The sequence below is a fragment of the Allomuricauda sp. MMSF_3307 genome, from assembly GCF_030733585.1.
Taxonomy (GTDB): domain Bacteria; phylum Bacteroidota; class Bacteroidia; order Flavobacteriales; family Flavobacteriaceae; genus Flagellimonas.
Window position 1 is genome coordinate 191370 of record NZ_JASHIQ010000003.1, and the last position, 22332, is coordinate 213701.

General features: G+C 44.2%; 23 protein-coding genes. 18 read left to right on the top strand and 5 right to left on the bottom strand.

Annotated elements, in window-relative coordinates:
- The first annotated feature begins 154 nt into the window (after positions 1 to 154).
- The 17 genes from cyoE to tsaB all read left to right on the top strand — a co-directional run bounded on the left by cyoE (position 155) and on the right by tsaB (position 15563).
- Positions 155 to 1057, top strand: coding sequence for a heme o synthase (cyoE, locus tag RBB12_RS09195; RefSeq protein ID WP_293284260.1), 903 nt, complete (start codon positions 155 to 157; stop codon positions 1055 to 1057).
- A gap of 2 nt (positions 1058 to 1059) precedes the next feature.
- On the top strand, positions 1060 to 1641 hold the full coding sequence (locus RBB12_RS09200) for a heme-copper oxidase subunit III (RefSeq protein WP_306013689.1): 582 nt from the start codon (positions 1060 to 1062) through the stop codon (positions 1639 to 1641).
- A 92-nt stretch (positions 1642 to 1733) separates the two neighbouring features.
- Complete coding sequence (locus RBB12_RS09205; RefSeq protein ID WP_306013687.1) at positions 1734 to 2711, top strand: cytochrome c oxidase subunit 3; 978 nt, start codon at positions 1734 to 1736, stop codon at positions 2709 to 2711.
- 15 nt (positions 2712 to 2726) lie between these two features.
- Positions 2727 to 3110, top strand: coding sequence for a cytochrome C oxidase subunit IV family protein (locus tag RBB12_RS09210; protein ID WP_179383691.1), 384 nt, complete (start codon positions 2727 to 2729; stop codon positions 3108 to 3110).
- A 70-nt stretch (positions 3111 to 3180) separates the two neighbouring features.
- Positions 3181 to 3813, top strand: coding sequence for a hypothetical protein (locus RBB12_RS09215; protein ID WP_306013686.1), 633 nt, complete (start codon positions 3181 to 3183; stop codon positions 3811 to 3813).
- Positions 3794 to 4537, top strand: a complete 744-nt coding sequence (locus RBB12_RS09220; protein ID WP_306013685.1) for an SCO family protein — start codon at positions 3794 to 3796, stop codon at positions 4535 to 4537. The genes RBB12_RS09215 and RBB12_RS09220 overlap by 20 nt, the downstream gene beginning before the upstream one ends.
- On the top strand, positions 4534 to 5070 hold the full coding sequence (locus RBB12_RS09225) for a DUF420 domain-containing protein (RefSeq protein WP_306013684.1): 537 nt from the start codon (positions 4534 to 4536) through the stop codon (positions 5068 to 5070). The genes RBB12_RS09220 and RBB12_RS09225 overlap by 4 nt, the downstream gene beginning before the upstream one ends.
- Before the next feature lie 6 nt (positions 5071 to 5076).
- On the top strand, positions 5077 to 5289 hold the full coding sequence (locus RBB12_RS09230; protein WP_306013683.1) for a hypothetical protein: 213 nt from the start codon (positions 5077 to 5079) through the stop codon (positions 5287 to 5289).
- A gap of 103 nt (positions 5290 to 5392) precedes the next feature.
- A complete protein-coding gene (locus RBB12_RS09235; protein WP_293284270.1) occupies positions 5393 to 6637 on the top strand; it encodes an ABC transporter permease in 1245 nt (414 codons plus the stop codon).
- 10 nt (positions 6638 to 6647) lie between these two features.
- On the top strand, positions 6648 to 7904 hold the full coding sequence (locus RBB12_RS09240; protein WP_306013682.1) for an ABC transporter permease: 1257 nt from the start codon (positions 6648 to 6650) through the stop codon (positions 7902 to 7904).
- 33 nt (positions 7905 to 7937) lie between these two features.
- Positions 7938 to 9038: an efflux RND transporter periplasmic adaptor subunit gene (locus RBB12_RS09245; protein WP_306013681.1), complete on the top strand. Its 1101-nt coding sequence runs from the start codon at positions 7938 to 7940 to the stop codon at positions 9036 to 9038.
- 109 nt (positions 9039 to 9147) lie between these two features.
- Positions 9148 to 9849 (top strand): ABC transporter ATP-binding protein, encoded by a 702-nt coding sequence (locus tag RBB12_RS09250; protein ID WP_179383699.1) that lies wholly within the window; start codon positions 9148 to 9150, stop codon positions 9847 to 9849.
- Positions 9842 to 11071: an ABC transporter permease gene (locus tag RBB12_RS09255; RefSeq protein WP_306013680.1), complete on the top strand. Its 1230-nt coding sequence runs from the start codon at positions 9842 to 9844 to the stop codon at positions 11069 to 11071. The genes RBB12_RS09250 and RBB12_RS09255 overlap by 8 nt, the downstream gene beginning before the upstream one ends.
- Before the next feature lie 59 nt (positions 11072 to 11130).
- Entirely contained in the window at positions 11131 to 12330 is a 1200-nt protein-coding gene (locus tag RBB12_RS09260) for an ABC transporter permease (protein ID WP_257023949.1), read from the top strand.
- A 39-nt stretch (positions 12331 to 12369) separates the two neighbouring features.
- Positions 12370 to 13488, top strand: a complete 1119-nt coding sequence (locus RBB12_RS09265; RefSeq protein ID WP_179383702.1) for an efflux RND transporter periplasmic adaptor subunit — start codon at positions 12370 to 12372, stop codon at positions 13486 to 13488.
- A 40-nt stretch (positions 13489 to 13528) separates the two neighbouring features.
- Positions 13529 to 14869, top strand: a complete 1341-nt coding sequence (locus RBB12_RS09270; RefSeq protein WP_306013815.1) for a TolC family protein — start codon at positions 13529 to 13531, stop codon at positions 14867 to 14869.
- 16 nt (positions 14870 to 14885) lie between these two features.
- Positions 14886 to 15563: a tRNA (adenosine(37)-N6)-threonylcarbamoyltransferase complex dimerization subunit type 1 TsaB gene (gene tsaB, locus RBB12_RS09275; protein WP_306013678.1), complete on the top strand. Its 678-nt coding sequence runs from the start codon at positions 14886 to 14888 to the stop codon at positions 15561 to 15563.
- On the opposite strand, the gene RBB12_RS09280 is transcribed toward tsaB, so the two are convergent.
- The 4 genes from RBB12_RS09280 to RBB12_RS09295 form a co-directional block, all read right to left on the bottom strand.
- Positions 15560 to 16387, bottom strand: a complete 828-nt coding sequence (locus tag RBB12_RS09280) for a mechanosensitive ion channel family protein (RefSeq protein ID WP_306013677.1) — start codon at positions 16385 to 16387, stop codon at positions 15560 to 15562. The two genes, tsaB and RBB12_RS09280, sit on opposite strands and share 4 nt — an antisense overlap.
- A gap of 88 nt (positions 16388 to 16475) precedes the next feature.
- Entirely contained in the window at positions 16476 to 18575 is a 2100-nt protein-coding gene (locus RBB12_RS09285) for a thioredoxin domain-containing protein (RefSeq protein ID WP_306013676.1), read from the bottom strand.
- 66 nt (positions 18576 to 18641) lie between these two features.
- Positions 18642 to 18842, bottom strand: a complete 201-nt coding sequence (locus RBB12_RS09290; RefSeq protein ID WP_207029564.1) for a dodecin family protein — start codon at positions 18840 to 18842, stop codon at positions 18642 to 18644.
- Between the two features lie 71 nt (positions 18843 to 18913).
- A complete protein-coding gene (locus RBB12_RS09295) occupies positions 18914 to 19810 on the bottom strand; it encodes a NifU family protein (RefSeq protein WP_306013675.1) in 897 nt (298 codons plus the stop codon).
- Positions 19811 to 19934: 124 nt separating this feature from the next.
- On the opposite strand from RBB12_RS09295, the gene RBB12_RS09300 reads away from it, so the two are divergent.
- Positions 19935 to 20930 (top strand): type IX secretion system membrane protein PorP/SprF, encoded by a 996-nt coding sequence (locus RBB12_RS09300; RefSeq protein ID WP_179383707.1) that lies wholly within the window; start codon positions 19935 to 19937, stop codon positions 20928 to 20930.
- Positions 20931 to 21023: 93 nt separating this feature from the next.
- Here RBB12_RS09300 and RBB12_RS09305 read toward each other — a convergent pair whose 3' ends face one another.
- On the bottom strand, positions 21024 to 22196 hold the full coding sequence (locus tag RBB12_RS09305; protein ID WP_306013674.1) for a vWA domain-containing protein: 1173 nt from the start codon (positions 22194 to 22196) through the stop codon (positions 21024 to 21026).
- Between the last annotated feature and the right edge of the window lie 136 nt (positions 22197 to 22332).

Here is a 22332-nt window from a genome sequence, read left to right on the forward strand (position 1 = left end):
CTTTATAAATTCCTGTTGAGACAGGAATGGAAAAAGCCCGAACAGTTTGCTGTTCGGGCTTTTTTTGTTCAATTGCTATAAGAATCATAAAACGTGAGCTTTGGTTGCAAAAGATAGGCTCTGGCGTTATCTTTGCCAGCCAATATAGTTGTGGATGAAGTCTGCCGTAGGTTCCGTAAAAAATAACACACTTTCCTTACTATTTTCCGATTTTAAGGAGATTACCAAGGCCAAGTTGGCCGTTAGCGTGGTGTTCTCTTCCATTGCAGGATATCTCTTGGGGGCCTATCAGATTGATTTGTTGTCTCTCTTATTGCTGATGTTCGGAGGATATTGCATGGTAGGTGCATCCAACGCCTATAACCAAATTATAGAGCGGGATTTGGATGCCCTTATGAAACGCACCCGAAATAGGCCCATACCCTCTGGCCGAATGTCGGTACGGACCGCGTTGGTGGTTGCCATTTTAATGACGGTTCTCGGCGTGCTGTCCCTTTTGGCACTTAGTCCCAAGACGGCCATGTTCGGTGCCATATCGCTCTTCTTGTATACCAGTGTGTACACGCCCTTAAAAACGAAATCGCCTCTTGCGGTTTTTGTGGGAGCCTTCCCCGGGGCTATACCCTTTATGTTGGGATGGGTGGCCGCCACGGACGATTTTGGCATAGAGCCCGGTACCTTGTTCATGATTCAATTTTTTTGGCAGTTTCCCCATTTCTGGGCATTGGGCTGGATGTTGGATGAGGACTACAAGCAAGCTGGATTTAAAATGTTGCCCACAGGGAACAAGGATAAAGGAACCGCATTGCAAATCATTCTATATACCATTTGGATGATCGTGATTTCCATTATCCCCGTTTTCGGATTCACAGGAAGATTGCATCTCTCCATACCTGCAGCCGTCATTGTGTTGCTATCTGGTTTGGTAATGTTGTTCTTCGCTTTCAAACTGTATGAAAACCGGGACAATGCCTCGGCAAGAAAGTTGATGTTGGCCAGTGTCACCTACATATCATTGATTCAAGTTGTATACGTAATTGATAAGTTTATAAGTTAATAATGGATTTAACCCAAGGAACAGCAAAGGAAAAGAACAGAAGGGCAAAGAAAATGATGCTCTGGTTCGGTATTGTGAGTTTGATCATGGGCTTCGCTGGTTGGACCAGTGCCTATATTGTCAGCAGCAAACGGGAGGATTGGGTAAGCGATTTGGATTTGCCAAGCGCCTTCTACATTAGTACGGCAATCATAGTTTTGAGCAGCATTACCTACTTGTTGGCGAAAAAAGCAGTTGCAAAGGACAATCAAAAAATGGGAGCGCTCTTTTTGGTTGCCACATTTGTGTTGGGCATTGCATTTATATCCCTACAGTTTGTCGGGTTTTCCCAGATGCTGGAAAATGGATATTATTTTACGGGTCCAACGAGCAATATTAAGATGTCCTACGTATTTTTGTTGGCAGCAGTGCATATTGCCCACGTAGTGGCAGGTCTCATATCACTTTCGGTGGTATTGGTGCAGCAACTCAGAAATAAGTATACCCCGGAAAATATGTTGGGATTGGAGCTTGGCGCCACCTTCTGGCATTTTTTGGATTTTATTTGGGTATATCTAATTCTATTTATGTATTTCGTGAAATAAAACTTGTTTGGAGCAGTTTTCACTCAAGTTTGTCTTTTACAATACATCAAAAAATGTAAATTTGTGAAAGTTTTAATAAAACGACCTTTTTTATGGATGCAACGGTAAGTACCGGTACAGAAGGCAGCGTTTGGGGAGGCGGAAATCAGCCCCTCGGTGCTAGCTATGGAAAAATGATGATGTGGTTCTTTATCATGTCGGATGCCTTGACCTTTTCTGGGTTTTTGGTAGCGTATGGTTTCTCTAGATTTAAGTTCATTGAACAGTGGCCCATAGCCGATGAAGTGTTCACCCACTTTCCGTTCTTGCATGGTGTAGAAGCACCCATGTACTACGTAGCCTTTATGACCTTTATTCTGATTATGTCTTCCGTAACCATGGTATTGGCCGTGGATGCAGGGCACAAGATGAAGCAAAAAAGTGTCATTCTGTATATGTTCCTGACCATCATTGGTGGTGCCATCTTCGTTGGTTCACAGGCTTGGGAATGGGCAACGTTTATCAAAGGGGATTACGGAGCGGTCGAGACCAACTCAGGAAGAATCCTTCAGTTTGTAAATGCCGAAACCGGTAAGAGAGCGGCTTTGGCGGATTTTGCAAAAACCTTACCAGAGGAAAGGGTAAAACATGAGGCCAGCGAGGGAATTTGGTATCAATCAGAGGGATATAGAACGTCCTACTCCTTAAACGAAGTTGTGGAAGGATTCAAGGCAACCCCCAATATTCTGATCCGCACCGAAATATTGAACGAAGAAGGCGAAAAAACAGTTTTGGATAGAAAACAATCCTTGGCGAAAATATTGGAAGCCAATCAAGTGGTGGAAGGTGCCAATTTGATCCATAACGAATACGGACACCGACTGTTTGCCGATTTCTTTTTCTTTATCACCGGATTCCACGGCTTCCACGTATTCTCAGGGGTTGTGATCAACATCATCATCTTTTTTAATGTGATTTTGGGAACCTACGAACGCAGAGGTCACTATGAGATGGTGGAAAAGGTTGGACTGTACTGGCACTTTGTGGATTTGGTATGGGTATTCGTATTTACATTCTTTTACTTGGTATAAAAACATTGATTATAAATGGCACACGAACATAAACTTGAGATTTTTAGAGGACTGGTAAAATTTAAGTCGAACACCCAAAAGATTTGGGGCGTACTTATCTTCCTTTCCATTGTGACCGCCATTGAGGTGGCATTGGGTATTGTTAAGCCAGCGTTTTTAACGGACAACTACTTCCTTGGGATGAAGTTGCTCAACTGGATTTTCATTATCCTCACTTTAGTGAAGGCCTATTACATCGCATGGGACTTTATGCACCTAAGGGACGAAAAAACTTCATTGAGAAGGGTAATTGTTTGGGTCCCTGTTTTCCTAATCTGTTATTTGATATTCATTTTGCTTTTCGAAGCGGATTATATCCATAACGTTTTTACAGAAGGATTCGTGACTTGGGACTTCTAAACAAGTATTTAACAAATTTAAAAGACGGTTTTCCAACCGTCTTTTTTTATTTTTGTAGGGCTGAAATACTATGAAAAAGAAAATAGTTTTAGGGATACTTTTTATACTCCCCGTGGTGGTTTATCTCTTTTTTGCTTCCGGAGTGAATAACTTTGGCCGCCTGCCCATTCTTACCGAAAATGTGATGGATGTTTCCCAAATGGACCCGACGCATCAAATGAAAGGCAGGATAACGGTTCTTGGTTTTTTTGGTACGGACATCGGAGCCATGCAAGGGAACGCCTTTAACCTGAACCAAAAAATTTACAAAAGATTTGGGGAGTTCATCGATTTTCAAATGGTTATGGTGGTGCCAAAAGGCAAACAGGAGCAAGTGGAAGAATTGAAGGCGGAATTGGGCAAACTCTCCAATGTGGATAAATGGTACTTCGCCTACGGTACAGAAGCGGAGATCAAGAGTCTTTTTAGCTCCTTGGACAGCAATATTGAATTGGACAACCAGTTGTCCACCCCCTATGTATTTATTATCGACAAAGACCTAAAGCTAAGGGGTAGAACGGATGATGAGGATGAAGGGACCAAATATGGGTTCGACACCTCGTCCGTTGCGGAACTGAATAACAAAATGGTCGACGATGTCAAGATTATCTTGGCAGAATATCGTTTGGCCTTAAAAAAGAACAATGCCGACAGGATCAAATAGTAAGAAGAAGTATACGTATATCTGGGTATCCGCCATCATATTGATTTTCGGGACCTTTGCGGTGTACGAAATCACAAAGCGGGTAAAAGGTGGTACAGTGGTCGAGAACGACCGTATGAGCGGTATTTCCAGGAACAAGGAAGTAGGTTTTGTGGTCAACCAAGGGGAAAAACGCAAGGTGCCCGATTTTGAGTTCTATAATCAAGATAGTGTCCTGATCAGTAATAAGGATTATCTGGGAAAAGTGTACGTAGTCGAGTTTTTCTTTACCACTTGCCCTACGATTTGCCCCATTATGACCAAAAACTTGGTAGAATTGCAGGAAACCTTCAAGGACAGTGAAGATTTTGGCGTAGCCTCATTTACCATCAACCCAAGATATGACACGCCCACCGTACTGACCGCGTATGCCAACAAATACGGAATCACGGATAAGGACTGGCATTTGATGACTGGTGATAAGGACAAAATATACGAATTGGCCCAGCAAGGATTCTACATTTTTGCAAACGAGGACCAAGAGGCCCCAGGAGGCTTTGAGCACTCTGGGATGTTCGCATTGGTTGACAAAAATGGGTATATTCGTTCGCGGGAAGATGAATTTGGTAACCCATTGATCTACTATCGTGGAACCATAACCGAGGAGCAAGGAGTCAACTCTGATGGAGAGACCCAGCAGATAAGCATTTTGAAAGAGGACATTAAAAAACTATTGGCAGAATGACCGATGAACTTACCCTAAAGGAAAAACGGTTCAACAAATGGATTACCGTTATCTCCATTGCAATCCCCCTGGTGGTTGCCCTATTGTTCGGATATAAAATTCCCGATGCAGAACCCTTGTCATTTCTTCCGCCGATCTACGCGGGCATAAATGGACTTACCGCCATTCTTTTAATTGTAGCGGTCATAGCCATAAAAAATGGTAAGAAAGGGACGCATCAAAAATTAATGACCACTTGCATAGTGCTTTCAGCCTTGTTTTTGGTAATGTACGTAGCCTATCACATGACATCGGAATCGACCGTTTTTGGTGGTGAGGGCCCGATCAAATACATCTACTATTTTATATTGATGACCCACATTGTGCTATCCATTGCCGTAATACCGTTGGTGCTCATCACCTATTCCAAAGTGTATTTGGATGATTTTGAAAGCCATAGGCAATGGGCAAAGTTTACATTTCCTATTTGGCTCTATGTGGCGGTAACCGGGGTTTTGGTCTATCTGATGATTTCACCTTATTATCCCTATTGATTTGTTATGAAAACACGATTCTTCCTTATCATTATCCTTCTATTGGCACTCCCTACGGTAGCGGATGCCCAGTGCGCTATGTGTCGCGCAGTGGTGGAAAGTGAGGCCGATGGCAGAACGGCCGAAGGTATCAACAATGGTATCGTGTATTTGATGGCTGTGCCCTACGTGCTGGTAGCCGGACTTTTCTATTTCATTTACCGAAAAATGCGGGCCTAACCCGCTCTATTCCCATAAATTTCGACCCGAACTGTAACATTTTGCGACTTTGATTGTCTTATAGATATACGCTTAGGCGTTCATCAATCAAAATCACTGACCTATGTTCGACTTGGAGCGGTGGCAAGAAATATTTGACACCATACGAAAGAACAAACTCCGTACCTTTTTGACCGGTCTCTCCGTAGCCTCCGGTATCTTTATTTTGGTCATTCTTCTGGGATTTGGGCAAGGCATGCGCAATGGTATCGAAAACGAATTCAAACAAGATGCCTCTACCAGCGTGTGGGTATGGCCTGGAGTGACTTCAAAGGAATACAAAGGACTCAATCCCGGAAGACGCATTCAGCTGGTCAACGAAAATTACGATAAGGCCAGTGCCATGTTCAACGATGATATTGAGTACAGCTCTGGAAGGATATTTGTTCGGGGCGTCAGCGTGAACTACGGAAAGGAAGCCTTGATTTATGGCGTCCAAGGTGTAGGGTCCGACTTTCAATTTATTGATAATGCCCAAATGGCCGAGGGAAGGTTTATTAATTACCAAGATGAAATTTCCAATGGAAAAGTGGCCGTCATCGGGAACAAAATAAAGAAAGATGTTTTTGGCAACGTCGAAACGCCCATCGGGGAGTTTATCGATATCTCTGGCATTCCTTTTAAAATTGTTGGCGTCTTTAAAGAAATGCGCGAGCGGGAAGAAGAAAATATATTCATACCCATTTCTACGGCGCAACGCACTTTTAATGGTGGCAACAGAATCAACAATATGTCCTTTACCTTGCCTCCGGTAGATAATTTTGATGCTGCGGTGGCCCAAGCAGTAAATTTTAAGGATGATTTGAAACAATACCTACAGCAGACCCATACGGTGGCTCCAGACGATACAGGTGCCATTGAGGTATGGAGCGCCATGGAAGAGGCCAAACGTTACTACGGCCTTACCAATAACATAAAACTGTTTTTCTGGTTCGTGGGCGTATGCACCATTATCGCTGGGGTGGTTGGGGTAAGCAATATTATGATGATCGTAGTGAAGGAGCGTACCCGCGAGATAGGAATTCGAAAAGCCTTGGGTGCCAAGCCATGGTCAATCATTGCCATGATTCTGCATGAGGCTATTTTTGTGACCGCAATTTCGGGCTTTGGTGGACTAATCTTCAGCATGGCATTGTTGGAACTTGTAGGTCCCCATATTGAAGTGGACTACATCATGAACCCTTCTGTAAATTTCAATGTGGCCTTTTCTACCGTAATTGTGCTCATCGTGGCTGGAACCTTGGCCGGTTTTGTGCCCGCGTACCGCGCTGCAAAAGTTAAAGTAATCGAATCCTTGAGGGACGAATAACCTAATCGATATGTTCAATAAAGATAGATGGCGTGAAATTATAGAGGTGCTCACCACCAATGTGTGGCGTACCATTTTTACGGCCTTTGGTGTTTGCTGGGGCATCTTTATCCTTATCGTACTGTTGGCGGCCGGCAAGGGTTTGGAAAATGGTATCAAACAGGATTTTGGGAACATTGCCACCAACACCATGTTTATGTGGACCCGTGCCACCACCAAGGGCCACGAGGGCTTGCCCAAGGGGCGACGTTTTGAGTTTAAGATAGGCGATGTGCAGGCATTGCGGGACAATGTGCCCAACCTTAGGTTTATCTCCCCACGGAATCAATTAGGTGGGTTTGGCGGCAACAATAATGTGGTGCGCGGCACCCGAACTGGAGCTTTCAATGTGTATGGCGATTATCCGGAAATTATCAATCAGGATCCCATGACAGTTACCTCGGGCCGGTTCTTGAATTATAACGACATCAAGGAAAAAAGAAAAGTGGCCATTATAGGTCAGGGGGTAAAGAACGACCTCTATGATAAGGACGAGGAGGCATTGGGCACCTACATCAAGATACAGGGAGTCAACTTTATGGTCATCGGTACTTATAAAAAGAACACCAGTGATGGGGGCGAAGAGGGGCAAAAGGAGATTTTCGTGCCTTTTACCTCTTTTTCTCAGGCATTCAACCGCGGAGAGGATGTAGGTTGGATGGCGATTACGGCGAACGATGGTAGCTCCATCTCCCAACTAAAGGATAAGATTGTGGATGTTATGAAAAAACGCCACAAAGTCCATCCGGAAGATACCCGAGCCGTAGGCTACTTTGATCTGTACGAACAATACAATCGTGTGGAGAGCCTCTTCGGGGCATTAAAAGGAGTCGCCTACATTGTGGGGATTATGGTGCTGCTGTCCGGAATTATTGGGGTAAGCAATATAATGCTCATCGTGGTAAAGGAGCGTACCAAGGAAATTGGTATCCGAAGGGCTTTGGGGGAACAGCCATGGTCCATTAAAAAGCAAATTTTGATGGAGTCCATTTTCCTGACCCTGATCTCGGGGATGGTAGGGATTATTTTTGGCTCGTTGGTCATTTTCGTAATCAACTCACTATTGGATAGCGTAGGGCCCGTGGATATGTTCATGAATCCAAGTGTAAGCGTGGGCGTGGTAACGGGTGCTCTCACCATCTTGATGGTGTCCGGGCTTCTGGCCGGGTTCATTCCTGCACAGAGCGCCATAAAGGTGCGGCCTATTGAAGCATTGCGAACAGAATAAAAAGTAAGAATCAATCAATTAACAATACGTAAAATGAAAAAATCGGTAACCATTGTCATCTTGTTGCTCATCGTAATAGTGTTCGGTGGCTCCATGTACTATCTCTATCAGAAAAATGCGGAAGACCCTGTGGTGTACGAAACCGAAACACCGTCCAAACAGACCATTGTGAAAAAGGCCGTGGCCACGGGAAGCATCCTTCCTTTGGAAGAGGTATTGATCAAACCTAATATTTCGGGTGTGATCGAGGAAATCTATGTGGAAGGTGGCGATTACGTCAAATCTGGTGATCTGTTGGCAAAAATCAAGGTAGTGCCCAATCTTTCTGCACTCAATGATGCCAAGAACGCCATTAACGAGGCCAAAATAAATTTGGACGATCAAAAACGGAACTACGAGCGCCAATCCAATCTATTTGGCAAGGGCGTTATCCCAAAAGCGGACCTGGAAAGGGCAGAAGTGTCCTACGACCAGGCCAAACAAGCCTATGCAGCGGCCAATCAACGATTTGATATTGTAAAGACGGGTACCACCAGCGGTTTGAGCAATTCCGCCAATACCTTGATACGTGCCACGGTAAGCGGGATGGTTTTGGAAGTGCCCGTGGAAGTGGGCAATCAAGTCATCGAAAGCAATACCTTTAATGAGGGTACCACGATTGCAGCCATAGCCGATGTTGACAAAATGATCTTCGAAGGAAAGGTAGACGAATCGGAGGTGGGGAAAATCAAAGAAGACCTTCCCTTGGAAATTACGGTAGGTGCCATTGAAAACCGAGTGTTCAATGCCGTGCTCGACTACATTGCTCCAAAAGGCAAGGAGGAAAATGGGGCCATTCAGTTTGAGATCAAAGGAACCCTCAGAAAGAATGATACCGTTTTTATTCGCGCTGGACTAAGTGCAAACGCTTCCATTATTTTAGCAAGGGCCGACAGTGTCTTGGCCGTAAAGGAGGCCTTGGTGCAATTTGATGATGAGACCAAAAAACCGTATGTTGAGGTGGAAACAGCCGACCAGCAATTTGAAAGGAAAGAGGTGGAGCTTGGCGTGAGCGATGGCATATTCGTAGAGGTCAAGTCAGGTTTGGGAGCCAGTGACAAGGTCAAGGTATGGAACGCATTGGCCAAGGAATAGGCTTTAAAAACCACCCTTTCGAAAAAAAAAGTAAAAAATCTTGTAACATTTTAACAACTTTAATGTCTTACTTGCAGAGGTAAACGTAAGATAGCTAACATCATCAATCATGATAGAAATCAAAGATCTTCATAAATCCTATAAAATGGGAAGCAATTCCCTTCATGTTTTAAAGGGAATCAATTTTAAAGTAGAGGAAGGCGAACTTGTGGCCATTATGGGATCTTCGGGATCGGGTAAATCCACTTTGTTGAACATTTTGGGAATGTTGGACGGAGCCGACTCAGGGGAGTACACCTTGGATGGCGTGCCCATCAAAAATTTGAGCGAGACCAAGGCAGCCCAATACCGAAACAAATTCTTGGGATTCATATTCCAGTCGTTTAATCTAATCAACTATAAGAGCGCTTTGGAGAACGTTGCCCTTCCGTTGTATTACCAAAAGGTACCTAGAAGAGAACGACAAGAAAAAGCTATGCAATATTTGGAGCGCGTAGGACTAAAACCATGGGCAGGACATTTGCCCAGTGAGCTTTCCGGAGGTCAAAAACAAAGGGTGGCCATTGCCCGTGCCATGGCTGCTGAACCCAAAGTCCTTTTGGCGGATGAGCCCACCGGTGCTTTGGACAGTAAAACGTCTTACGAAGTAATGGACCTTATCCAAAAAATTAACGACGACGGAAACACCATTTTGGTGGTAACCCACGAAGAAGACATTGCCCACATGTGCAAACGTATTGTGCACCTAAAGGATGGGGTAATTGTGGAAGATAAAAAAGTAGAACAAGTAAGAGCGGAACAGTATGTTTGATCGCGACGTTTGGCAGGAAATTTTCAACACGCTGAAGACCAATAAGCTGAGAACCTTTTTGACGGGTTTTTCAGTGGGGTGGGCCATCTTTATTCTGGTGATGCTGTTGGCCTCGGTAAATGGGATGCAGAATGGTTTTGTAGGGCAGTTCAATGATGATGCCACCAACTCCATCTTTGTTCGCCCTGGAACCACATCCAAGGCATATGGCGGTTTTGAAGCCGGCAGACGTATCCAGCTCAAGAACGATGATTTGGAGTACATCAAACAGAGTTTCCCGAACGATATAGAATACATCAGTGCGAGGTACTATGCCAATGCGACGGCAAGGTATAAAGCCGAAACAGGGTCCTACTCCGTACAGGCAGTTCATCCCGATCACCAAGCCATAGAAAAAACCTTGGTAATGGCAGGTAGGTATATCAATGAGGCCGATATTGTGAATAAGGCCAAGGTGGCTGTTATCGGAAGAAAAGTAGCTGAAGACCTCTTTAAGGACGAAGACCCTCTGGGGAAATTTGTGGAGTTCAATGGATTGCCGTTCAGGGTGATTGGAATCTTTACGGATGATGGGGACGACAACGCCGAGAGAATGATTTATGCGCCCGTAAGTACGTACCAACGGATTTACAGTAACACCAACGACATCAATGCCATTGCCCTAACGTACAATCCTAATTACGACCTTTCGGAAGCCTTGGAGTTTTCGGAAAGATTGGAAATCCTAATGAAACGCAGGTATAAGATTTCACCCGAAGACCAAGCTGGACTCTATGTTTGGAACTATGCCGAGGCTTTTGACAATATCAGCAGTTTTACCGCGGTGCTCAAAGCTATTGGTATTGGTGTCGGATTTTTGATCTTGGTTGCTGGAATCGTAGGTATCGGTAACATTATGGTATTTACCATCAAGGAACGAACCAAGGAAATCGGGGTGCGAAAAGCATTGGGTGCCAGACCGCGCCAAATTATCAATTTGGTGTTGTTGGAATCTGTTTTCATCACAGCCATCTCTGGTTTTGTGGGATTGGCTTTTGCGTGGATGATTCTGGCTGCGGTAGGACCTGCAATCCAGACACCAGCCTTCAGCAATCCTTCCGTAAGCCTTTCCGTGGTGGTCACTGCGACCATCATATTGATCATTGCAGGAGTATTGGCTGGCTTGTTGCCGGCTATGAAGGCCGCAAACGTTAAACCCATTGTTGCACTAAGTGATAAATAGTTATGTGGTTATTTGATAAAGACTTGTGGATAGAAATTTTTCATACCCTGGGCAAGAACATGTTCAGGACCTTTTTGACCATGTTGGGGGTTATCTTCGCTATGATCATCTTGGTGCTGTTGTTGGGTTCTGCCAACGGGATGAGCAACGGGTTCAACAAACTTTTTGCCGGTACAGCTTCAAATAGCTTGTTTGTTTGGGGTCAATCCACCTCCGAACCCTATAAGGGCTTTGAGCGTGGAAGAAGAATCCGATACAAGTTGGAGGATGCGGATATCCTGAAAAGACAGATTCCTGAAATCGAAGTCCTTGCCCCACGTATTGAGTTGGCTAGCCATAGAGGTACCGTAAGCGTATACAGAAATGGACAGACAAGTGGTTCCTCGGTATATGGCGATTATCCTGAAATTGATAACATTACCAAAAAGAAGTTGGTGGAAGGCCGGTTTTTGAACCAGACTGATATTGAAGATTCCAAAAAAGTCTGTGTCATTGGGGAAGAAACCTATAAGCTCCTTTTTGAAAAAGGCGAAAAAGCGATTGGCGAGGAAATCCGTATCAATGGGGTATATTTTAGCGTAGTGGGAATCTATAAACCCAACAACAATATTAATATTGATGGTGAGAACGCGGTGTTCATCCCGTTCAGCACTTTTCAAAAGGCCTTTAATTCAGGCGATCGTATGGGATGGATGGCCATTGCCGTTGAAGAGAATACACCTGTGCCGTTCGTGGAGGCCCAAATCAAAAGCATTTTAAAGGCCAAGTACGATATACACCCGGATGACGAACGTGCCATAGGCAGCTTCGATATGTCCGAAATATTTAACAATATTACCGGGTTTACCATGGTGCTCAAAGGATTCTCCTTTTTTGTAGGGATCTTTACCCTACTCGCGGGTGTCATCGCCATCAGTAATATCCTTTTGATCACGGTAAAGGAACGTACCCAGGAAATAGGTGTGCGTAGGGCACTTGGGGCAACCCCAGTCATTGTGAAGCGTCAGATTGTGGTAGAGGCCATCGTGTTGACCGCATTTGCTGGCTTGGTCGGTTTTGCCATCGCAGTAGGGGTATTGTCGGCGTTGGACGCCATGTTTGGCAGCGGGGATGATTTCCCGTTCGTGAAACCCATGATCAGTGTGCCGCAGTTCATCGTATCATTTATTTTAATGGTAGGTCTGAGCGTGCTCATTGGCCTATTGCCTGCCAACCGTGCAGTAAAAATTAAACCCATAGACGCATTAAGGGAAGAATAATCATCAATACAATTAAATAACGAAATCAAATAAGCAAGAATGAACAAGTATGTAAAGTACGGATTAATAGGGGTAGTGGTCATAGGTATTTTGGCCGCTGTAGTCTACTTTTTAAAGCAGAACAGTACTCCTGTAGAGCTGTATAAAACCGAAACAGCAGAAAAGAAGGATATTGTAAATAAAGTCATCGTAACCGGTAAAGTGATTCCCGAGGACGAGATCAACATCAAACCCCAAATTTCCGGAATCATTGATAAAATAATGTTGGAAGAAGGTGCCCAAGTAAAATCGGGCGACCTGATTGCCGTGATCAAGGTGGTTCCCAACGAACAATCCTTGAACCAAGCTGCCGGAAGGGTGCGTAATGCCGAGTTGGCACTAAACAATGCCAAATTGGAATATGACCGGAACAAGACTCTTTTTGACAAGGGTGTTATTTCCAATCAAGATTACAACAACTTAAAGCTTACTTACGAGCAAGCCCTGCAGGAGTTGAAAAATGCACAGGCCGATTATCAAATTATTAGAAAAGGTTCTGCGGGAGGTTCGGCCAGTGCAAACACCAATATTAGGGCTACCGTATCTGGAACTATTTTGGAGATTCCTGTAAAAGAAGGGGATCAAGTAATCCAAAGTAACAACTTTAACGAAGGTACTACCATTGCCACCATAGCCGATATGTCCAAAATGATCTTTGAAGGAGAGGTGGACGAAGCCGAAGTAGGCAAGTTGAGCGTGGGCATGCCTTTGGAAATCAGTTTGGGAGCCTTGGAAGAGCAAAAGTTCGACGCCAAGTTAAAGTTCATAGCCCCAAAAGGTGTTGAGGAAGAAGGTGCCGTTCAATTTAAGATAGAAGGTGATCTTGATGTAACGCCTAGTGATAGTACCTCATACGTACGTGCCGGATATAGTGCCAATGCTTCCATTGTATTGGAAGAGCGGAAGGACGTACTGTCCATAAAAGAAGCATTGCTCCAATTCGATAAGGAAACCGAGAAACCTTATGTGGAAGTACAGGTGGCCGAGAACGAGTTTGAACGCAGGGATTTGGAATTGGGTGTAAGCGACGGTATCGATGTAGAAATTGTATCGGGTATTACCGAGGATGACAAAATCAAGGTTTGGAACAAGTTGGAGAAGCGATCTGACGAAGAATAAGACAGGCCAACCAATATTAATGAGCAAAATCAAAAAACGAATGAAATCAAAAATTTCAATACTACTATTTTTTTGTGCCGTTTTTTCCATAAGCGCACAGGTCAAGAAATGGACATTGGAAGAATGTGTCACCTATGCTGTTGAGAACAACCTCACCATTGAGCAGTTTGAGCTGGACTTGGAAAATGCGAAAATCGACAAATCCGATGCATTGGGAAATTTATTGCCCGATTTAAATGCCAATACCAACATTTCTGGAAATACGGGTCTTATTCTTGATCCTACAACCAACCAGTTGGTAACGGGGACCATTCTTTCCTCATCGGCCAATATAACTTCATCTGTCACACTTTTTGACGGTTTGCGAAACATCAACCGTTTAAATCGTGCCAAGTTGAATGCGATATCCAATCAATATCGTTTGGACGACCTTAAGGACGATATTCGATTGAACGTAGCAAACGCCTATTTACAGGTTATTAGCAATAAGGAGGCCCTTAAAGTTTCGGAAGCACAACTTAAGGTTACCGAGCAGGATATGAATCGAACCAAGGAGTTGGTGGAATCTGGAGTGGTGCCGAGGGGAGATTTGTTGGAAATCGAAGCAACCGCAGCGAGCCAAGAACAGCAAGTAATCAATAATGAGGCATTGGTGACCATCTCCAGGATCAATTTGGCACAACTACTACAGATTACCGACTATGACAACTTCGATGTGGCCGATGAATCTTTTGAAGTTCCACCTTCCGATATTTTGTCCAATTCCCCAAAATCCATCTTTGCAAAAGCCCTTGAATTCAGAAATGACATCAAATTGGCGGAGGCAAACATTGAGGTTGCGGAGAAGGATGTGCAAATCGCCAAAGGGGCTTACTATCCAACAGTTGGTGCATTCTTTAACTACAATACAAGGTATTCCGATCAAAACAGGGATCCTCTAACAGGGGAGTTTATTGGCTTTATCGATCAGTTATGGATCAACGATGGTATTTCGTATGGTGCACAGTTGAACGTACCCATTTTTAATGGATGGAGCACACGGAACAATGTAAAGCGTGCTAAAATCGATTTGGACCGAGCCCAACTGCAAATGGAATCCACAAAATTGGAACTGGAAACCGCCATCAATCAGGCGTATGTGGATGTAAGGACGTTTTCAAAAGCCTATGAGGCGGCCCAAAAGACTCTTGAGGCCCGTGAAGTGGCGTATCAATATTCCAAGGACCGTTTCGATGTTGGACTATTGAACGCTTTTGACTTTGGTCAGGCACAAGCCCGATTGGACGATGCACGCGCCAATGTGATCCGTACCAAGTATGATTATATCTTCCGTTTGAAGATATTGGAGTTCTACTTTGGTATGCCAATCTCATTAAACTAGTATCTTTGTGGCCGCTATGGCCATACTACTACATTTAGAAACAGCGACCACCAATTGCTCCGTTGGCATTTCCAAGGATGATCAAATTGTTGTCCTAAAAGAGAACAACGCGGTGAACTATTCACATTCAGAGCAATTGCACGTATTCATAAAAGAAGCCTTGAAAGAGGCTTCTTTGTCATTTACGGACCTTGATGGAATAGCGGTAAGCAAAGGACCGGGTTCCTATACCGGATTGCGCATTGGAGTATCCGCGGCCAAAGGCCTTTGTTTTTCTTTGGATGTTCCCCTGATTTCGACCCCGACCTTGCAAAACATGGCCCGCCAAGTAGACCTGCATCCGGGTGAATTGGTGATTCCTGTGCTGGATGCCAGACGAATGGAAGTGTATTCCTGTGTGTATGACCATCGTTACCAAGAAGTGCGGGAAACCCGTGCAGAGATTATCGATGAAGCTTCATTCGCTGATTATGTCGGCGAAAACAAGGTGCATATCGTGGGAAGTGGGGCTGAAAAATGTAGGGGTGTCTTGCAACACCCCAATTTTATCTTTAATCCTGATGTGGTACCATCTGCAAAGGAGATGGCCACTATTGCTTTTGAGAAGTTCAAGTCGCAACAATTTGAGGATGTGGCCTATTTTGAGCCATACTATCTCAAGGACTTTGTACTCCAGCAAAAGAAGAAAAGTTAATCCTCCATGGCTTTGTGCATCACCCGTTGCGGGAATGGAATTTCGATTCCTGCTGCATCAAAGCGCAGTTTCGTTTGTTCGATCACATCAAAATGTGCTGGCCAGAATACATCGTTGTTGGCCCAAAAACGTAGCGTTAGGTTTACTGAACTATCGGCCAATGCACCCACGTAAACTTCTGGTGCTGGCTCGGTATTGATGTTCGGGTTGTCCGCACAGATTTTCAATAATATTTCCTTGGCTTCCTTGATGTTGGACCCGTAGCCAATACCCACGTCAATTTTGTCCCTGCGCGTATTTTCCATATTGTAGTTCACAATGTTTCCGTTGGAAAGCTGTCCGTTTGGAATGATGGCAATCTGGTTGCCGAAGGTGCTCAATTTGGTATTGAAAATGGAAATTTCCTTTACCGATCCGTCCACACCTTGGGCAGAAATCCAATCACCTACTTTAAATGGTTTAAAGATGAGTATGAGCACTCCTCCCGCAAAATTGGCCAAAGAGCCTTGAAGGGCCAAACCAATAGCCAAACCTGCCGCACCAACGATAGCGACCAAGGATGAGGTTTTAACGCCCAGTTGGGTAATGACCAAGACAAAGAGCAATGCCTTTAGAACAATGCTGATAAAGCTTTGTAAGAAAGACTCCAAGGTTTCATCGTAATCCTTTTTCGCGAAAAAGCGGCGGACCATCCGATTGAAAAATTTGATGACCCAAAGACCAATAAAAAAGGTGATGATGGCCGTAATGAGGCTCGGTAAAATGCTTATGGCCCATTCCATGGCCTGATCGATGTAATCTTGGTAATTTTCTAGTTCTTCCATAATGGTTTTTGTTTAAATGGCAACGTAATTAATATTCAAGTGAAATAAAAGAAAAGGTTTTTAAACAATTGTTAATGTTAAGCCCCTTTTATAATTGCTCCAAAGCCTCACCTGCACTATCTACGGGGAGTTTACAGGCCCCTTCGATACAGACATAAATGAGTGTTTTACCAGGTACTTCCCTGTTTTTCAACAATTCCAGATTCCCTTGGCTTTGGCTGCCCACCAAAATACTCTGGGGCAAGTAGGCTTGGGCAAGTTCCCTTCCCATGGTCCTGTAGTCTTCACCAATTACTGCAATTTCGTAGAAATTATGATTCTGGAACAGCACCAAATGCAACCAATTCGAAAAGCTTTGGGCCCTGCGGTCAAAGTCCTTTTGAACGTTTTTCAGCATTTGTTCGGACAAGCTGCCGTAGCCTTCATCAGGGTAGAGTTTGTGAAGTTTGAACAGATTGATGGCCATCATGGAGTTGGACGAGGATATCACATTGTCGTCCACTTCGATGGTCCTTCGGATAAGGGATTGGTCTTCGTCAGAAGTATAAAAGAACATGCCCGAAGCTTTGTCAAAAAAGTGTTCCTTGGTATTGTCGAGCAATCGTTTGGCCAATCCGAGCCACTGTTCGTCAAAAGTGACCTCGTACAAGGCCACATAGGCGTCGATTACCGTTGCGTAATCATCCAAAAAGGCGTTGATGCTACTTTTTCCTTCTTTATGATTTCTGTAAAGCGAATTATCTTTTTTAACCATTTCCCGTTGAATGAAAGCTGCATTTTTAAGGGCAAGGTCCAAATAGGCCTCGTCGCCTAAATAGCGATAAGCATCCACAAGTCCCTTCAACATCAATCCGTTCCATGAGGTCAGGATTTTATCGTCTAGGCGGGGTTTTGAGCGTTTTTCCCTCTCCTTTTTTAAAACAGTCAGACTCTCATTGATGGTTTTCTTTAATTCGGGTACTTTAATGCTGAATTGCTCCGCAATTTCAAGCTCACTTTTGTCCCGTATCAATACATAGTTGTTGTCTTCCCAATGCCCGTAGGAATTGATGTTGAAATATGCCTTAAAGAGGTCATAATTCTTGCCCAAAAGTTTGGTGAGTTCAGCTTCGGTCCAAACATAAAACGCGCCTTCCTCCAGATTACCATTTTCATCCAGGCTGTCTGCGTCCAAGGAAGAATAAAATCCACCGCTGTTGTCCAAAAGCTCTCCTTGCACAAATTCCAAAGTCCCTTCCACCACATCTTTGTACAAAGGGTTTTGGGTGGCGGCGTAGGCTTTCGCATAAAGGCTTACGAGTTGGCCGTTGTCGTACAGCATTTTTTCAAAATGGGGTACGTGCCACTTCACATCCACGGCGTATCGGGAAAACCCACCGCCCACATGGTCATAAATCCCGCCATAGGCCATACGGGTCAGGGTGGTGTCCACAAACTCCATAATTTCCGGTTTTTGCGCAGAGGTGGCGTAGTGCAATAAAAAGTCCCAATTATTGGGCATCATAAATTTGGGTGCCTGCTTGTGCCCGCCCAAGAATGTATCGAAATACTGGGTCCAATTGTTCACCGCAGTGTCCAGTTGTTCCAGTGAATACCGTTCACTATCCGTATCCGTTTCCACCAGGTTAATCGCATTTAGCCCATTGGCAAGGTCGGATGCATATCCTATTACTCTTGGTTTGTCCGTTTTGTAAAGCTCTACCAATTGTTCCAAGGATTTTATCCAATTTTCCTTGGGTACATAGGTAGCGCCCCAAAAAGGCCTTCCATCGGGAAGCGCAACAATATTGAGCGGCCACCCACCCTGACCGGATATCATTTGAATGGCATCCATATAAATCTGGTCAACATCTGGGCGTTCTTCGCGATCTATTTTTATATTGATGAAATTTTCGTTCATCACCTTGGCGACTTCTTCATCCTCAAAGCATTCCTCTTCCATCACATGGCACCAGTGGCATGCTGCATAACCGATACTGATCAACAAGGGTTTGTCCTCTTTTTGGGCTCTTTTTAGAACGTCCGGATGCCATGCTTCCCAGTTAACGGGATTATGTGCATGTTGCAGCAAATACGGACTTGTCTCGTGGATGAGGGCATTGGTATGTTTGTAGCTCACTTCTTCTGTTTTTTGTTTGCAGCTCAGTACTGCGATTCCCATAAGTAGGAAGAAAAGTACTTTTTTCATTATTAGGGCATTTTAACACATAAAAAAATGCGCCACTTTGGACGCATTACCAATCCTTTAAAGGAATTATTGTACTTCAAAGGTAATCTTAACGTTTACCCTGTAGTCGTCAATCTTTCCATCCTTTACTGTAGCACTTTGCTCATTAATGTAAATGGAGCGAATATTTTTGACTGATTTTGAGGCTTGCTCCAGAGCTTTGTTGGTTGCGTCCTCCCAACTTTTGTTGGAATTTGCCAATACTTCGATAACTTTTAAAACTGCCATGGTCAATATAATTTTTAGATTTCCTTTAAGATAGGAAAAATTGAACGGATTACAGGAGTGTTAACTGGAAATTACCCGTTTAGGGCAACGACTTCCTTGATTTTTTCGCCCATCATGTTCTTTAGCATGGTTTCGATACCGTTTTTAAGGGTGAAGGTGGAAGATGGACAACCACTGCACGCCCCCTGAAGGATAACGCTGACCGTTCCACTTTGCTCCTCATAGGATTGGAAAAGGATGTTTCCGCCATCGCTGGCCACGGCAGGCTTTACATATTCTTCCAAAATATCGATGATCTGCTGTGAGGTATCATCATACTGGGTCTGGGTGTTCTTTTGTTCCACCGTTTCCCTACTTTTTTGGATGGCTTCGGCTGTCACCACTTCCTTACCATCCGCCAAGTAATCACGGATGAACTCACGCAACTGCATATTGATTTCTTCCCAATCGGCCACTTCATATTTGGTAATGGAGACATAGTTTTCGTCCATAAATACCTCCTTCACAAAGGGTAGATGGAAAAGCTCTTTGGCCAACGGAGAGTCCTTGGCCTCATCAATATTTTTGAATTCGTAGGTTGAGGGAACAATACGCCTGTTGGAAACGAATTTCATCACCGCCGGGTTTGGCGTAACTTCGGCATATACCGTGATGGGTTGTTTTTTCTTTACATCCACCTCATTTACAATGGGTTCACCTGCATTAAGGTACTCCACCAGCTGTTGGGCCACTTCGTCCTTAACATCGTCCCACTCCACAATATCAAAACGTTCCAAAGCCACAAAATTGCTGGCTATGTAAACGGTTTTGACGAATGGTAGATAGAAAAGTTGCTGTGCCAAAGGCGAGTCTTTGGCCTCATCGATGTTCTTATATTCGTAGTTGCCCTTCACCAAAAAATGGTTGGCTTCCATTTTGATGATCTTGGGGTTGTTGGTAGGGACAACCGTAATATTGTACTCTTTCATCTGTTATCTTTTATGCAAAAATACCAATAGTTGGAATGCGCAGCAAAATATTATAATAATGTACGGTGCTTTCCGTTATCTTATTGTTTTATTGTATTCAATAACCATTAGCCCCAGTCGTCACATGAGACGTATCTTAACCTCAATTATAATCATCCTTTGTTTTGGGTCTACCATAAAGGCACAGGAGGGAATTCCGGTATATTTCGACTATTTATCGGACAATTATTATCTGGTGTATCCTTCTATGGCCGGTATTGCCGAGGGTACCAAGATTCGTCTTACGGCAAGGAAGCAATGGTTCAATGTTGATGAGGCACCGAGCTTACAAACGTTAAACATCAATTCGAGGGTAGGGGAGCGCAGTGGTATTGGGGGCATTCTATTTAATGATTCCAACGGTTACCACTCCCAAACGGGGTTCAAGGCCACCTATGCGCATCATTTGCAGCTCGGAGGTGATTTTCGTACGCTCAACCAGTTGTCTTTTGGTTTGAGTGCTGGCGTGATACTCAGCAGTCTGGACGAGACCGAGTTTAGATCCGTAATCCCCGACCCAGTGGTGACCGGGGTGAAGAATACGGCCAGTTACTTTAACATGGACCTTGGCGTTTCCTATAATTTATTTGAGTTTTACGCCCACGCCGCAATTTTGAACGTTTTGGGCAGTGGACGCGATTTATATACCTTGGCCGAGTTCGACAATTTGCGACGCTATCTGTTCTCCGTGGGATATGTTTTTGGAAACACGACCCGAATAGAACCTTCCATATTGTTTCAGATGACTGAATTCACCCGCGAAAAAACGGTGGATTTCAATGCCAAGGTGTACCGGGATGTGAGTTTTGGTACTGTATGGGCAGGGCTATCGTACCGTCGCAGTTTTGATGGTGCCCAATTCCAGACCAACGGCACGTTCGGAGAACAGCGCTTACAGTTGTTCACACCGATTATCGGTGTCAATGTGAACCGATTTATGTTTTCTTACAACTATTCGTACCAATCCGGTGATATCCGTTTTGATAATGGTGGGTTCCATCAAATTACCTTGGGGTACGATTTTGGACAGAGCGATCAAGGAAAACGTTACGATTGCTACTGCCCTGCAGCCAATAATTAGAAAGTTATCGTAAAAAATCAGTAAAAGCACAGCCGAGAACTGCATAGGCACTCGACTGCGCTTGATTTGATGATTTTGATATGGGAGCTGCTCCTAATTTTCCCACCTGTAATTTTTCTTGGAAGCTTGGGCCTTAATGGCAGATAGCATGGCATTTTCCAATTCTCCCGTCTCTTCTTTTTGATGTTCGGCGATATACGCTTCGCGTTTGGCATTGAGTTCCTGGATTTGTTTTTGGATGTCCTCCCGTTCCGCTTTCTTTTGATCGATGTAGGCCTTGATCTCCTTTTCGGATTTTCCTTGAAGCTCTGCTGGAAGCTCCTCATCCTCCAGTTCCGAAATAACGGTCGCATCCGCTTCGGCAGCATCTACCAAGTCCCATTGTGAGTTTTTGTACAATCGGGAACTCTTGCTCACCGCGCGTTTTACCACTACGACTTCTTCCAAGGCGGCGGCATTGGCATCCTGCACGGATTGAAGCTCTTTTTTCTGCCTGCCCATGGCTCCGTAGGAAACATAGGTGTTGTTCAGTTTAGAGTTCAATCGGATAATCACATCATCGTATGGTGTTGCGATATGCACCACTTGGCGATTATGGTCTATGGCCATGTATTCCCCACCGGTAAGAGTGGCTCCTTGTTTCCACATGGTGGAAATCCCCTGTTCGTAGTTGCCACAAAAAATGGTGTTGACGATGACATCCTTTTCCTTGGCATTGGCTGCCGCATCCTCAAAGTTGAGTTTCCCTTGGGTAAAGGGCTCATTGCCTGCAATAAAGATCATTTTAAGGTCATCGGCATTTTTGCCCCAATCCAATTGCTTTAGCGACGTATGGATAACTTGACCGCAATATTCTTCCCCGCCGTTTGTGGTCAGTGAGAAGAGCTTTTCGGAGATTTCGTCCAAATCTTTGCTAAACCCTAGAACCTGCCTAATGTAGCCTTCTTGGGAAGAAAGATTGTCGTTGCCATACTCATACAATGCAATTTGTAACGATGGCCGGAGATCATTGCCGCATTTGGCATGGGTGAATTCGTTCACAATGTCCCATAGTTGGGCCTTTGCTTGGTTGATGAGTCCGTCCATACTGTTACTGGTATCCAGCAAAAGTGCGATTTTAACGTATTGTTCCTTGGGTTGTGCTTCCTCATACCTGGTGGTCAAGGTAGTGGTTTCTTGGGTATGTGCCTTTAGGTTGCAACCATAAGTTGTTCCTGTTAAGAGTACCAAAAAGGCTGAGCTTACAATCTGTTTAATATGTTTCATGATGCAATAATTTTAATGTTGGGGTAAATGTATCCGTAACATTTTCCAAATAAAATCGGGAATGAGCGAAGGTTCCCTTTAATTGAGGGAACGGGACCAGTGGTTTCGTAAGTAGGTAGAATTCGGCTCTTTTTGG

What these genes read in the sequence shown, in the direction of transcription:
- RBB12_RS09285 (WP_306013676.1), bottom strand. Translation starts at nt 18,575, where the DNA reads ATGAAAAAAGTACTTTTCTTCCTACTTATGGGAATCGCAGTACTGAGC.
- RBB12_RS09270 (WP_306013815.1), top strand. Translation starts at nt 13,529, where the DNA reads ATGAAATCAAAAATTTCAATACTACTATTTTTTTGTGCCGTTTTTTCC.
- RBB12_RS09210 (WP_179383691.1), top strand. Translation starts at nt 2,727, where the DNA reads ATGGCACACGAACATAAACTTGAGATTTTTAGAGGACTGGTAAAATTT.
- RBB12_RS09290 (WP_207029564.1), bottom strand. Translation starts at nt 18,842, where the DNA reads ATGGCAGTTTTAAAAGTTATCGAAGTATTGGCAAATTCCAACAAAAGT.
- RBB12_RS09295 (WP_306013675.1), bottom strand. Translation starts at nt 19,810, where the DNA reads ATGAAAGAGTACAATATTACGGTTGTCCCTACCAACAACCCCAAGATC.
- RBB12_RS09235 (WP_293284270.1), top strand. Translation starts at nt 5,393, where the DNA reads ATGTTCGACTTGGAGCGGTGGCAAGAAATATTTGACACCATACGAAAG.
- RBB12_RS09305 (WP_306013674.1), bottom strand. Translation starts at nt 22,196, where the DNA reads ATGAAACATATTAAACAGATTGTAAGCTCAGCCTTTTTGGTACTCTTA.
- RBB12_RS09205 (WP_306013687.1), top strand. Translation starts at nt 1,734, where the DNA reads ATGGATGCAACGGTAAGTACCGGTACAGAAGGCAGCGTTTGGGGAGGC.
- tsaB (WP_306013678.1), top strand. Translation starts at nt 14,886, where the DNA reads ATGGCCATACTACTACATTTAGAAACAGCGACCACCAATTGCTCCGTT.
- RBB12_RS09240 (WP_306013682.1), top strand. Translation starts at nt 6,648, where the DNA reads ATGTTCAATAAAGATAGATGGCGTGAAATTATAGAGGTGCTCACCACC.
- RBB12_RS09220 (WP_306013685.1), top strand. Translation starts at nt 3,794, where the DNA reads ATGCCGACAGGATCAAATAGTAAGAAGAAGTATACGTATATCTGGGTA.
- RBB12_RS09225 (WP_306013684.1), top strand. Translation starts at nt 4,534, where the DNA reads ATGACCGATGAACTTACCCTAAAGGAAAAACGGTTCAACAAATGGATT.
- RBB12_RS09215 (WP_306013686.1), top strand. Translation starts at nt 3,181, where the DNA reads ATGAAAAAGAAAATAGTTTTAGGGATACTTTTTATACTCCCCGTGGTG.
- RBB12_RS09265 (WP_179383702.1), top strand. Translation starts at nt 12,370, where the DNA reads ATGAACAAGTATGTAAAGTACGGATTAATAGGGGTAGTGGTCATAGGT.
- RBB12_RS09250 (WP_179383699.1), top strand. Translation starts at nt 9,148, where the DNA reads ATGATAGAAATCAAAGATCTTCATAAATCCTATAAAATGGGAAGCAAT.
- RBB12_RS09200 (WP_306013689.1), top strand. Translation starts at nt 1,060, where the DNA reads ATGGATTTAACCCAAGGAACAGCAAAGGAAAAGAACAGAAGGGCAAAG.
- RBB12_RS09300 (WP_179383707.1), top strand. Translation starts at nt 19,935, where the DNA reads ATGAGACGTATCTTAACCTCAATTATAATCATCCTTTGTTTTGGGTCT.
- RBB12_RS09260 (WP_257023949.1), top strand. Translation starts at nt 11,131, where the DNA reads ATGTTCAGGACCTTTTTGACCATGTTGGGGGTTATCTTCGCTATGATC.
- RBB12_RS09245 (WP_306013681.1), top strand. Translation starts at nt 7,938, where the DNA reads ATGAAAAAATCGGTAACCATTGTCATCTTGTTGCTCATCGTAATAGTG.
- RBB12_RS09280 (WP_306013677.1), bottom strand. Translation starts at nt 16,387, where the DNA reads ATGGAAGAACTAGAAAATTACCAAGATTACATCGATCAGGCCATGGAA.
- RBB12_RS09255 (WP_306013680.1), top strand. Translation starts at nt 9,842, where the DNA reads ATGTTTGATCGCGACGTTTGGCAGGAAATTTTCAACACGCTGAAGACC.
- cyoE (WP_293284260.1), top strand. Translation starts at nt 155, where the DNA reads ATGAAGTCTGCCGTAGGTTCCGTAAAAAATAACACACTTTCCTTACTA.
- RBB12_RS09230 (WP_306013683.1), top strand. Translation starts at nt 5,077, where the DNA reads ATGAAAACACGATTCTTCCTTATCATTATCCTTCTATTGGCACTCCCT.